Here is an 11,466-nt window from a genome sequence, read left to right as displayed (position 1 = left end):
GCCCATCATCGTAAATGGCCGGTTAATCTGCCAAAGTAGTGCTAGAGCGCTGCGCATTTCACGGAATCGCCCAACCGCTCTATGCTATTGTTTTTACGCACTTCCGGACGGAAACCACTACGCACCGTTCCTGGAGTTGCTCTAGGCTGCCGCAGGCTCCAGTCCCTTCAACTTTGCCGGCATGTCGCCGCCATAGGCCCAATCCAGCAATTCGACCGTATGCAGAATGGGAATGCCCGTTGCCGTCGCGATCTGCGTGATGCAGCCGATATTGCCTGTCGCGATGACATCGGCTCTCGTCGCTTCGAGATTCCTGACCTTGCGGGCCTTCAGCTCGGCTGAAATCTCCGATTGCATGATGTTGTACGTGCCGGCCGAACCACAGCAGAGGTGCCCTTCCGCCGGGTCGCGCACCGTGAAGCCCGCCGCTTTCAGCAGGAGTTTCGGCGCCATGGTGATCTTCTGCCCATGCTGCATGGAGCAGGCGGAATGATAGGCAACCGCGATGCCGCGTGGCATGTGCGAGGGCAGATCGAGGCTCGCGAGATATTCGGTGATGTCCTTGGCAAGCGCCGAAACCCTGGCCGCCTTTTCGGCATAGGCGGGATCGAGGCGCAGCATGTGCCCATAGTCCTTGATCGTCGTGCCGCAGCCGGATGCAGTAATGATGATCGCATCGAGCCCTCCGGCCTCGATCTCGCGCATCCACACGTCGACATTGGCACGGGCGGCGGCAAGCGCCTGCTCTTCCCGCCCCATGTGGTGCACCAGCGAGCCGCAACAGACTTCCCCCTGCGGCACGATCACCTCGACGCCGAGGCGCGTCAGCAGGCGGATCGTCGCCTCGTTGATCCCCGGATCGAGCACCGGCTGGGCGCAACCCGTCAGGATAGCCACCCGCCCTCGTCGCTCCGCCTGCGGCTCGTGCCGACCGGGCTTGGCAAACGCGGAGGGTGCAGGAACCGTGCGGGGCGCAAGATCGAGCATGGCGGCAAAGGGTTTCAGCGCCGGGATGCGTTTCAACGCACCTTTAAGCGGCCGAGCAAGGCTGGCGAGATGCAAAGCCAGCCGGAAACGGCCGGGATACGGCAAAACGACCGCCAGCACATTGCGGGTTAGCCGATCCATCAGCGGGCGCTTGTAGGTATTCTCGATATGGACGCGGGCGTGGTCGATCAGGTGCATGTAGTCGACACCCGAGGGACAGGTGGTCGCGCAGGCGAGGCAGGAAAGACAGCGGTCAATATGCGTTGTTACCTCGGCATCGGCGGGCCTGCCGTTTTCCAGCATATCCTTGATGAGATAGATGCGGCCACGCGGACTGTCGAGTTCGTTGCCAAGCGTCACATAGGTGGGACAGGTGGCTGTGCAGAAGCCGCAATGCACGCATTTGCGCAGAATGGCCTCGGATTCGGCCACATGCGGATCGGCAAGCTGGGCAGGGGTGAAATTGGTTTGCATCAGGCTTTCCCTACTTTCTCACCGATGAAGAGAAAACCGCGCAGAGCCCCCTCGTCCGCCCTATCGGGCACCTTCTCCCCGAGGGGAGAAGGGGAGACAGGCACTCTCGCCGTCTTCTTGCCAGCGAGGGCATCGAGAAGCGGCGCAGAATCGGGTGATCCCCTCTCCCCCACGGGGAGAGGGCTAGGGTGAGGGGGGGCCAAGCCAAAGACGCCATCCGCATCACCCCATCTTCCCGGGATTAAAAATTCCCGCCGGATCGAATTTTTCTTTCACGCGCGCCGAAAGCAGCGCCACGGCCTCTGGCTCCGGCTGGAAGGCTGGTGTCGTCGCGCGGTGGGCCGGCGTGGCGCGCAGCAAGGTCGCATGGCCGCCACCCAGCGCATGAATATAGCGGCGCAGCACGTCACCTTCCGGCTCCGCCTCCATCCGCATCCAGACAAGACCGCCCTGCCAATCATAATAGGCATCGACGCCGGCTTCCAGGCGAAGCGCGGCAACGAGTTGGTGGCCGATGCCGGGCGCGACCGACACGCGCCAGACGGGGCGCATCGTGCCATCGACATAGGGCTTCACATCGCGGATTTGCCGCCAAAGCCTGTGGCTTTCTTCTTCCGCGAGACGCGTCACCCGACCAAGGCGGCTCATGGCGGCAATCAGTTTCTCCGCTCTTACCGAAACGGAGCCAGGCAGACCCTCGATGCGCAACACCGTCGCCTCGCCTTCCGGCAGCTTGCCGTCCAGGAAGCACCAGCCGACCGTAAGCGGCAGATGGGCTGCCCCCGATATATCGAGCGGCAGCGCCATGGCGGCGGCCATCGCATTGGCCGCCTCGGCGTCGTTGAGGCCGGAAACGATGATCGTCTCTTCCGTCTTCGCTCGCGGCGGCACGCGGAAAGTGACCTCGGTCAGAAGGCCGAGGGTGCCATGCGAGCCCGCCATCAGCTTGACCAGATCGAGGCCGGTGACATTCTTCATCACCCGCCCACCGGCCTTGACGATCTCGCCCCTGCCATTGACGAAGCGGACGCCAAGCAGGCTGTCGCGCGCGGCTCCGCTGACGAAGCGGCGCGGGCCGGAAATGTTGGCTGCAAAGACGCCGCCGATCGTCGGCTCGCCCTCGGTCGCCATCAGCGGCCGGTGATCCATCGGCTCGAAGGCCATCATCTGGCCGCCTTCGGTCAGTGCCGCTTCGATCTCGGCAACCGGCGTGCCCGCACGCGCGGTCATCACCATCTCTCCGGGATTATAGGCGACGATTCCGGTGAGGCTGCGCGAAGACAGTGTGGCTTCGGCGGCAACCGTATTGCCGAAGCCGGAGCGCGTATTGCCGCCGACAACGGCCAAGGCCGCGCCGCGCGCCGCATGGTCGCTGATGATGGAGGCCGCCTCCCCCTCCGTCTTCGGATGGAATTCGCTCATGCCGCGTTGCGTCCATCCAGCGGGAAGACCTTGGAGGGATTGAGGATCCAGCCCGGGTCGAAAGCCGCACGCACCGCCATCATCTGGTAGAGATCGACCTGCGCATATTGATGCCGCATCAGGTCGCGCTTCTCGATACCGACGCCGTGTTCGCCGGTGAGGCAGCCGCCGGCGTCGACGCAGAGCCGCAGAATATCGTTGCCGGCCGCCTCCGCCTTGGCCGCCTCCTCGGGATCGTTGGCGTCGAACAGGATCAGCGGGTGCATATTGCCATCGCCGGCATGGAAGACGTTGGCGACCCGCAGACCGTAGCGATCGACGATCTCGGTGGTTTTTTGCAGAACATAGGAGAGCTGGCTGAGCGGCACGGTGCCATCCATGCAGATGTAGTCGGCAATGCGGCCGGTGGCGCCGAAGGCGGATTTGCGGCCCTTCCAGATCAGCGCCGCCTCCGTCGCCGACTGACATTCGCGCACGGTCTTGACGTTATGACTGCGGGCGATGTCGACGATGCTTTTCAGCATGTCGTCCATTTCGGCTTCCGAGCCCTCGACTTCGACGATCAACAGAGCGCCGACGTCGAGCGGATATCCCGCATGGGCAAAGGCCTCGCAGATCTCGATCGCCTGCTTGTCCATGAATTCGATGGCGACGGGAACGATGCCGGCCGCGATGACATCGGCGACGCAGGCACCCGCCTCCTCCGACGTGTCGAAGCCGAACAGCACCGGCCGGGCACCCTCGGGTTTGGCAATCAGCCGTACCGTCGCCTCGGTAACGATGCCGAGCTGGCCTTCCGAGCCGCAGACGAGGCCGAGCAGATCGTAGCCCGCCGCATCCAGCGCCTTGCCGCCGAGATCGATGATCGTGCCGTCGCTCAGCACCAGCTTGACGCCGAGCAGATTGTTTGTCGTGACGCCGTATTTCAGACAGTGCGCGCCGCCGGAATTCATGCCGACATTGCCGCCAATGGTGCAGGCGAGCTGAGAGCTCGGGTCCGGCGCATAGAAGAAACCATCGGCCGAGACGCTTTCAGAGACGCTCAAGTTGGTGACGCCGGCCTGCACCGTCGCCGTGCGATTGGCAAAATCGATGTCGAGGATGCGGTTCATCTTGGAAAGGCCGAGCACAACGGCATCTTCCTGCGGAATGGCGCCGCCGGAAAGCGAGGTGCCGGCGCCGCGCGGCACGACGGGAATGCCGTACCGATGGCAGTATTTCATCACGGCCGCCACTTCAGCCGTCGAGCGCGGCAGCGCAACAGCGAGCGGCACGCGACGGTAGGAGACGAAGGCATCGGTTTCGAACGGGACGAGCTCGCGCGCCTCATGGATCAGACATTCGGGCGCCAGAAGATCGGCAAGGTCGGCAACGATGGCGCTGCGGCGGGCAAGAACGTCCGCGCGCGGCTCCAGAAATGAAATGGCCTCGGCCATGTCGTCCTCCTCCTGCATCCGACTTCGACGCAGCCTCTTTTAACGCATAACACGCTTACCGCCTTCCCAAAATCGGCGCAAATGATAAGCATTTATTCCAAAACAGGAAATAGTTGCGAATGACCACAAACCTAGGGGATCTCGAAATCTTCGCCAGCGTCGTCGCAACGGGCAGCATGTCGCTCGCCGGCCGCGCGCTCGGCTTTTCGCCGGCTGTCATCTCCAAGCGCATCAAGCGCCTGGAAGACAGGCTTGGCACGCGGCTGCTGCAGCGCACGACACGACAGATTTCGCTGACGGAAGCCGGCCAGGGCTTCTACGACCGGGTGCTTGCCATCCTCGCCGGGCTGGAAGAGGCGGAAGCCTATATTGCCGGCCGTTCGGCGCAGATGCAGGGCACACTGAAGATATCGGCCCCGACGTCTTTTGGCCGGCTGCACATCGCCCCACACCTGATATCCTTCATGCAGGCCCATCCCGAACTGGCGATCAATCTGGTGCTGAGCGACGAATTCGTCGATATCGTCGGCGGCGGCTACGATCTTGCCATCCGCATTGCCGAACTCACCGATTCCAGCCTCGTGGCCCGCCGGCTGGCGCCGGTGCGCAGGGTGCTCTGCGCTTCACCCGCCTATATCGCTACCCACGGCATGCCCGAGGATATCGAGGATCTGCGCCGGCATACCTGCCTGCCGGCGCATAATCACGATCCGTGGCGGCTCGACGGTCCGAAGGGAGGGCTGACCTTCCGGCCGGAAGGAAAGCTGATCACCAATTCCAGCGAGGTGATCCGCGAAGCCGTCATTGCCGGTCTCGGCATCGCGCTGCGCTCCACCTGGGACGTCGGCCCCGAGCTTCGGGACGGCCGCCTCGTGCAGGTGCTGCCGGCCTATGAAGGGTCACACAATGTCACCCTCTCGGCCGTTTATCCGAGCCGGCAGTTCCTGCCGGCAAAGGTCCGGGTCTTCATCGATTTCCTGACGGAACTTTACGGCCCCTTACCCTATTGGGAGCGGTAGAAGAGCTTTTCCGAGGATCGAGGAGATCAGCATGTCCGCCCTTGAAAGCATCCGCTCCGATCTATCCCCCACGACCAGGACGCGGTTCACCGTCATTCTTGGCGACATCACCAAGCTTTCGGTCGACGCTGTCGTCAATGCGGCAAACAGCAGCCTGCTCGGCGGAGGCGGCGTCGATGGCGCGATCCATCGCGCAGCAGGACCGGAACTCGTTGCGGAATGCAGAATGTTGAACGGCTGCAAGACCGGACAGGCGAAGATCACCAAAGGATATCGCCTGCCGGCAAGGCATATCATCCACACGGTTGGCCCCATCTGGAATGGTGGCGGCGACGGCGAGGAGGATCTGCTCGCAAGCTGCTATCGCAACAGCCTCGGCCTTGCTCGGCAGCACGGCCTGAAGACTATCGCCTTTCCTGCCATTTCCACGGGCATCTATCGCTTTCCCGCTGCACCGGCCGCCGGGATCGCGACACGCACCGCCGTTGCCGAAAGCCAAGACGGCGCCTTTGACGAAATCATCTTCTGCTGCTTCGGCGACGAGATGGCCGGGCTCTATGACCGATGGCTGCCGGAGGCTCTGGCCAGGGCCTGACCGCATGGCCTGCTAGCGCGCCAGGTCCAGATAGGCGGAAGCGACCATGGCATCGATATCAGCGGGAACGGGAATGACGCAGGCCTCCTTGCCGAGTCCGCCCTTGGCAACGCGCTCCAGGCAGCGGGCCTGCAAGGTGAAGCCAAGATCCATGGATTCGACGCTATTGCCGAGCGGACGCGGGCCGGCCAGATTGGCCATATGGCCGCTGCCGAGGATGTGGAGGGCGCGGCCGTCACGCATGCGCACGGTCTCGATATGCTCGGCGGCATAACGATCGACGCCGGCGACTTCGGGGCTGTTGCGGAACACCTCGACATCGATCTCATGCGGGAAATGGCCGCCATTCATCAGGATTGCGCCGTCCTTGATCAGCGACAGATCGGCCGCGGTGATGATATCCGGATAGCCTGTGACTGTGATGAGGATATCGGCAGAGCGTATTGCCGCCTCGCGCAGCGGTGTCGAGAAGCCGTCCAGATGCGCCTCCAGCGTCGTCACCGGATCGATATCGACGACGCTGACCGCGGAAAAGGCGTTGCGGAAGCATGCCGCCGTCCCCTTGCCGCAGGCGCCGTAGCCGAAGACGGTGACGCGTTTGCCATTGGTGGAGCGGTTGGTAAAGCGCAGATAGCTCTCGAACAGGCTTTGGCCAACGGCATGCCGGTTTTCCGCGAATTGCTTGATCGGGCTGTCGTTGATAACCAGGATCGGCATGTTGAGCTTGTCGCGCAGGGGCAGCAGCCGGGTGCGGCCTGACGTCGTCTCTTCGGTGCCGCCGAGAAGATTGGCATAGGGCTTTTCGGCGGCGCGAATGAATAGGTCGCCGCCATTGTCGAGCAGCAAGTTCGGCTTCTCGGCAAGGATCGCATCGAGGCTCGCGCCATGCTCATCGGCATTGCTTGTCTGCGTGGCAAAGACGGTGATGCCCTGAGCGCGGAGATAATCGACGGTTTCCGGCTGGGTGCTGTTGAGATTGCCGGTGCAGACGAGGTCAGCGCCGCCAGCGCGCAGCGTCATCAACAGGGCGACCGTCTTCGGCTCCAGATGAATGCCGGTGCCGATGGTGAGACCGGCAAAGGGCTTCGTCGCATGAAACTCCTTGGCCGTCGCCGCCAGCAGCCTGCAGCTTCCGGCAACCCAATCGATGCGGGACAAAGAAGAAGACTGATCCATGATGCGCTCCTGGCGGCTGGTTTCATGCGGTGATCTGGCATGCCGGTCGGCGGCCTGTCGATGGACATTGGAATGCACAGCATGGCAGAAAATCTGCCATACTGGCTCGCTAAGCGCCTGCGGCGATCAACCAATCCACCAGCCGGGCCAAAGCCGGGTCCTTTGCGTCGCCGCTGCGGATGCTGAGGCTGTAGCCGGCCGGCCGGCGAATGAAGCCGTAGGGCGCTACCAAAGTACCGCGCTCGAGGTCCTCGCCGATAGCCGTGCGCGGCGCGATGGCGACCCCAAGGCCGGAGCGGGCGGCGCCGATCGCAAGCAGCAGATCCTCGAACTCACGATTGCCGGCAAACCGGACGAGCGCATGGCCGCTTTCCGCGAACCAGTCATTCCAAAGGCTTGGGGCGGAACGGCTACCCAAGGCGACAGCGCCGGCCAAAGCCGGAACGCCGGCGGCAAGGCCGAGGCGAGCCGCAACCTCCGCAGTCGCGACCGGGCCGAACTCATCCTCCATGAAGCGAACGGCCGTGATATCGCGCGTCGGCCTGTATTCGCCACCCATGACCACCGCTTCGAGATCGGGACGTCTGGCCAGAGGCTCCACCATCGCCATCGGCACGATGTCTATGTCGATGTCCTGAAGTGCCGCCTGCAGATCGGCACCGCGCGGCATCAGCCACCAGACAGCAAAGGCCGAGGGAACGCCGAGCCGGATGGAGCGCCGGTTCCCGGCCGCAAGCTCCGCCGAGGCCCGCGCCAGGATGCCGAAGGCGACACCGATGGAATCGGCGAACGCCCTGCCCTTCGCCGTCAGGACGAGCCGGCCGTTCTCCCGATCGAACAAAGACACGCCGAAATGAGCTTCCAGCACGTTCAATTGCTGCCTGACGGCACCGCGCACGACGCCGAGTTCATCGGCCGCCTTCAGGATGCTGCCACGACGCGCGACGGCGTCAAAAGCGCGCAGCGCGTTCAAGGGTGGCAGGCGTCTGGACGAAGCATGTTGGGACATGACAAGGATTTATCTTTTTTTCCAGTATGATAGCAGGCCCGTTTAAGCAACTGCGCCGTCTGCGGCATAAAAATGCTGTTGAATGTCGCTTTCAGCACAATCGCCGGCGAATATCAGAAGGCAAATCCTGCCACTTTTAACTACTCACCACTCAATAAATTTGTGGGGAAATACCATATACCGCCATATGGACCGCAAAACTTTTCCACACGATGTTATTATAGAATACAACCTTCACTCCAGCCCCAAAAGGTGAACCGACAATTGGCCATTTTCAGCCGCATAGCGAATGATGTGCAACTGATGTTTCGGCGTCCGCCGCGACAGCAGTATGCCGCGCTCTGTTATCGGGTGAAGAAGAAGACACGCGATCTCGAAGTGCTGCTGCTGACCAGCCGCGATACAGGTCGCTGGGTCATTCCCAAGGGTTGGCCGATGCCGGGCAAGCTCTCCCATGAAGTCGCGGCGCGTGAAGCCTTCGAGGAGGCCGGCGTGCGCGGCACCGTGGAAACCGCGCCGCTCGGCGCGTTCAGCTACGACAAGGTGCTGAAGGACGGCATTCAAGTGCCGTGCCGTGTGCAGGTCTATGCACTCGAAGTCAGCGAACTCGTCAAGAACTTCAAGGAAAAAGGCGAGCGCTCCATCGAATGGGTCTCTAGCGACGAAGCGGTCAAGCGCGTTCGCGAGCCGGAATTGCGCGACCTCATCCTTGTCTTCGCACAGCGGATGACGCAAACATCCGCCGTGGAACAGACGAAGTAAGCCACAATACTCACAAGAAACTGTGCCAGGATGCAGGGTGCATATTGCGCCGCCCGTCGGGCAGCGCAATACGAGAGGTTTCGATTCAGAGAATGGCATGCCCGACCAGCCGGCAACACCAGTAAAGCGGACACTCGACAAGGACCTCGACAGATTCACCTATGTCGAGGATGCGACCCATCATGTCACCAAGCGTCTGGTTGCGCCCGGCATCGGCCTGATATTCCTTGGCCTCGCCATGGTTTTTGCCGGTATCTACGTACTCGACCAGCCGCGCGCGACATTGATCTTCGCCGCCGTGGCGCTCGCCGGCTACATGGCCATGAATATCGGCGCCAAGGACGTGGCCAACAATGTCGGTGCGGCGGTGGGCGCACGCGCGATCACCATGACGCAAGCGCTGATCATGGCGGCCATATTCGAAGTTCTCGGCGCAGCGATCTCGGGCGGGCCGGTCATCAACACCATCTCGACGCATATCGTCGACACCAACCGCATCATCAGCAGCGGCAAGCTCGCATGGCTGATGATGGCGGCACTTCTGGCGGCTGCACTCTGGATCAACTTCGCCACCTGGCTGAAAGCCCCCGTTTCGACCACGCATGCGATCGTCGGCGCCGTTGTCGGCGCAGGCGCCGCGGCCGTCGGTCCGGAACTGGTCAATTGGCGAATGCTGGCGGCCATCTCCGCCGGCTGGGTCGTGACGCCTTTTCTCGGCGGCGCCATCGCCGCCAGCATCCTCTTCTTCATCAAGAGCACCATCATCTATCGCGACGACAAGCTCGCAGCCGCCAGATACTGGATCCCAATATTGATCGGGCTGATGACCGGCGCTTTCTCCGCTTATCTCATCGTGCAGCTCGTGCCCAAAGGGGCGATCTCAGGCCTGCTGAATATCGCAATCGGCTTTGGCTTTGGCGTCGGCGTCATCACATGGCTCGGCGCGCGACCGCTGGTGGCGGCGCAATCGACCGGGCTCGAAAACAAGAACAGTTCGTTGCGCAAGCTTTTTCGCCTGCCGCTTATCGGTGCGGCAGCGCTGATGTCCTTTGCGCATGGCGCCAATGACGTCGCCAATGCAATCGGTCCGCTTGCGGCGATCGTTCGCGATATCGGCCTCGGCGGCTCGCTCAGCGTAGTGGCGGAAACCACCACCCGGAACGCCCCATACTGGGTCGTCCTCATCGGCGGCTGCGGCATTTCCGTCGGCGTGCTGCTCTACGGCCCGCGCCTGATCCGCCTGATCGGCGAACAGATCACCAAGCTCAATCCAATGCGGGCCTATTGCGTCGCCACATCGGCGGCGCTCACCGTCATCGTCGCGGCCTGGTTCGGGTTTCCGGTGAGCTCGACCCATATCGCTGTCGGGTCGGTCTTCGGCGTCGGCTTCTTCCGCGAATGGTATACCAGCCACTCCAGGCGGAGGCTCGCCTACATGCGCGGCAAGGCTGAAGCCGCCGGCATCCCCTGGCACGAGGCCAATAATACCGACGAACGCAACCCTGACGAAATCCATCGCCGGCGCCTGGTACGCCGCTCGCACTTCATGACCATTATCGCCGCCTGGGCGATCACCCTTCCGATGTCGGCTGTGCTTGCCGCCATCGTGTATTGGGTTATGGTCGCGCTCTTCATCTAAGGGATTCGAGAGGTATCCATGCGCGCCAATTTCCGCATGCAGCGGCTGTTCGTGACTTCAGACATCGAGGCGGGCAGCGCCATCGAAGCCGATCAGGATCAGTTCAACTATCTCGCCAACGTGCTGCGCATGGAGGACGGCGCGGAGCTGCTGATCTTCAACGGCCGCGACGGCGAATGGAGAGCCAGAATCTCCTTCCCCTCCCGCAAGCGCATACAGCTCACGCCCGTCGAGGAAGCACGGCCGCAGCCGGCCCCTTCCGACCTGCACTATCTCTTCGCGCCGCTGAAGGTCGGGCGGCTCGATTATCTCGTGCAGAAGGCCGTGGAAATGGGCGCGGGCCTGCTGCAGCCGGTCATGACCCAGCATGTGCAGGGCAAAATCACCAATCTGGACAAGGTCAGGGCCAATGTCATCGAGGCGGCGGAGCAATGCGGCATCCTCGGCATTCCCGATGTCGCCGAACCGGTGAAGCTTGCCGATCTGCTCGCCCGCTGGCCGCGCGAGCGGCGCATCATCTATTGCGACGAAGGCGATGCCGGCCAGAATCCATTGCCGCTGCTGACGAAGGTCAAGGAGAAGCATCTGGCGTTGCTGGTTGGCCCCGAGGGCGGGTTTTCGGAAGAAGAGCGCGCGCTGCTGCGCAGCCTCGATTTCGTCACGGCCATCCCCTTGGGACCGCGCATCCTGCGCGCCGACACGGCCGCCGTCGCGGCCATGGCCGTGATCCAGGCCGTGATCGGCGACTGGAACTAGAGCAATTCCAGGAAAAGTGCGTAGCGGTTTTCCGTCCGGAATTGCGTAAAAACAATAGCATAGAGCGGTCAGGCGGTTCCGTGAAACGCGTAACCGCTCTAGGTCACATACCCATAAAATAGTTTTTGTTTTTAATGGATTGTGATTCACTGCTTCCGTTGATTTGGAGGCAGTGATGGCTCGCTTTGATT

The 11,466-nt window shown here is 62.4% G+C and carries 10 protein-coding genes; 5 read left to right on the top strand and 5 right to left on the bottom strand.

The window, feature by feature from the left end; translation table 11 throughout:
- Positions 1 to 141 precede the first annotated feature (141 nt).
- The 3 genes from glcF to FHT28_RS35520 all read right to left on the bottom strand — a co-directional run bounded on the left by glcF (position 142) and on the right by FHT28_RS35520 (position 4,319).
- Complete coding sequence (gene glcF, locus FHT28_RS35530) at positions 142 to 1,461, bottom strand: glycolate oxidase subunit GlcF (protein WP_092572972.1); 1,320 nt, start codon at positions 1,459 to 1,461, stop codon at positions 142 to 144.
- Between the two features lie 222 nt (positions 1,462 to 1,683).
- Positions 1,684 to 2,883: an FAD-binding protein gene (locus tag FHT28_RS35525; protein WP_168598886.1), complete on the bottom strand. Its 1,200-nt coding sequence runs from the start codon at positions 2,881 to 2,883 to the stop codon at positions 1,684 to 1,686.
- Positions 2,880 to 4,319: an FAD-linked oxidase C-terminal domain-containing protein gene (locus FHT28_RS35520; protein WP_047561094.1), complete on the bottom strand. Its 1,440-nt coding sequence runs from the start codon at positions 4,317 to 4,319 to the stop codon at positions 2,880 to 2,882. Before FHT28_RS35520 ends, FHT28_RS35525 begins: the two co-directional genes overlap by 4 nt.
- 119 nt (positions 4,320 to 4,438) lie before the next feature.
- On the opposite strand from FHT28_RS35520, the gene FHT28_RS35515 reads away from it, so the two are divergent.
- Together FHT28_RS35515 and FHT28_RS35510 are read left to right on the top strand one after the other, a co-directional pair.
- Positions 4,439 to 5,338, top strand: coding sequence for a LysR family transcriptional regulator (locus tag FHT28_RS35515; protein WP_168598885.1), 900 nt, complete (start codon positions 4,439 to 4,441; stop codon positions 5,336 to 5,338).
- Between the two features lie 31 nt (positions 5,339 to 5,369).
- Positions 5,370 to 5,933 carry an O-acetyl-ADP-ribose deacetylase gene (locus FHT28_RS35510; protein ID WP_168598884.1) on the top strand — a complete coding sequence of 188 codons (564 nt, stop codon included), beginning with the start codon at positions 5,370 to 5,372 and terminating at the stop codon, positions 5,931 to 5,933.
- Between the two features lie 12 nt (positions 5,934 to 5,945).
- Here the strand turns inward: FHT28_RS35510 and FHT28_RS35505 are convergent, their stop codons facing one another.
- Together FHT28_RS35505 and FHT28_RS35500 are read right to left on the bottom strand one after the other, a co-directional pair.
- Positions 5,946 to 7,109, bottom strand: a complete 1,164-nt coding sequence (locus FHT28_RS35505) for an adenosylhomocysteinase (protein WP_168598883.1) — start codon at positions 7,107 to 7,109, stop codon at positions 5,946 to 5,948.
- Positions 7,110 to 7,218: 109 nt separating this feature from the next.
- Positions 7,219 to 8,118 carry a LysR substrate-binding domain-containing protein gene (locus tag FHT28_RS35500; RefSeq protein WP_168598882.1) on the bottom strand — a complete coding sequence of 300 codons (900 nt, stop codon included), beginning with the start codon at positions 8,116 to 8,118 and terminating at the stop codon, positions 7,219 to 7,221.
- Positions 8,119 to 8,382: 264 nt separating this feature from the next.
- Between FHT28_RS35500 and FHT28_RS35495 the strand changes: the two genes are divergently transcribed.
- The 3 genes from FHT28_RS35495 to FHT28_RS35485 all read left to right on the top strand — a co-directional run bounded on the left by FHT28_RS35495 (position 8,383) and on the right by FHT28_RS35485 (position 11,275).
- The gene (locus FHT28_RS35495) at positions 8,383 to 8,880 is read left to right on the top strand and encodes an NUDIX hydrolase (protein WP_037198946.1); all 498 of its coding nucleotides are present in this window, start codon (positions 8,383 to 8,385) and stop codon (positions 8,878 to 8,880) included.
- A 97-nt stretch (positions 8,881 to 8,977) separates the two neighbouring features.
- The gene (locus FHT28_RS35490) at positions 8,978 to 10,519 is read left to right on the top strand and encodes an inorganic phosphate transporter (RefSeq protein ID WP_168598881.1); all 1,542 of its coding nucleotides are present in this window, start codon (positions 8,978 to 8,980) and stop codon (positions 10,517 to 10,519) included.
- Positions 10,520 to 10,537: 18 nt separating this feature from the next.
- A complete protein-coding gene (locus tag FHT28_RS35485; RefSeq protein WP_168598880.1) occupies positions 10,538 to 11,275 on the top strand; it encodes a 16S rRNA (uracil(1498)-N(3))-methyltransferase in 738 nt (245 codons plus the stop codon).
- Positions 11,276 to 11,466 lie beyond the last annotated feature (191 nt).

The sequence above is a fragment of the Rhizobium sp. SG570 genome (genome assembly GCF_012275345.1).
GTDB lineage: Bacteria > Pseudomonadota > Alphaproteobacteria > Rhizobiales > Rhizobiaceae > Rhizobium > Rhizobium lusitanum.
The sequence above is the reverse complement of the archived record's forward strand: the minus strand, read 5'-3'. Positions and strand labels throughout refer to the sequence as shown.

Bases quoted from the DNA above. Each gene is read 5' to 3' on its own strand.
- glcF (WP_092572972.1), bottom strand. From the start codon at position 1,461: ATGCAAACCAATTTCACCCCTGCCCAGCTTGCCGATCCGCATGTGGCC.
- FHT28_RS35525 (WP_168598886.1), bottom strand. From the start codon at position 2,883: ATGAGCGAATTCCATCCGAAGACGGAGGGGGAGGCGGCCTCCATCATC.
- FHT28_RS35520 (WP_047561094.1), bottom strand. From the start codon at position 4,319: ATGGCCGAGGCCATTTCATTTCTGGAGCCGCGCGCGGACGTTCTTGCC.
- FHT28_RS35515 (WP_168598885.1), top strand. From the start codon at position 4,439: ATGACCACAAACCTAGGGGATCTCGAAATCTTCGCCAGCGTCGTCGCA.
- FHT28_RS35510 (WP_168598884.1), top strand. From the start codon at position 5,370: ATGTCCGCCCTTGAAAGCATCCGCTCCGATCTATCCCCCACGACCAGG.
- FHT28_RS35505 (WP_168598883.1), bottom strand. From the start codon at position 7,109: ATGGATCAGTCTTCTTCTTTGTCCCGCATCGATTGGGTTGCCGGAAGC.
- FHT28_RS35500 (WP_168598882.1), bottom strand. From the start codon at position 8,118: ATGTCCCAACATGCTTCGTCCAGACGCCTGCCACCCTTGAACGCGCTG.
- FHT28_RS35490 (WP_168598881.1), top strand. From the start codon at position 8,978: ATGCCCGACCAGCCGGCAACACCAGTAAAGCGGACACTCGACAAGGAC.
- FHT28_RS35485 (WP_168598880.1), top strand. From the start codon at position 10,538: ATGCGCGCCAATTTCCGCATGCAGCGGCTGTTCGTGACTTCAGACATC.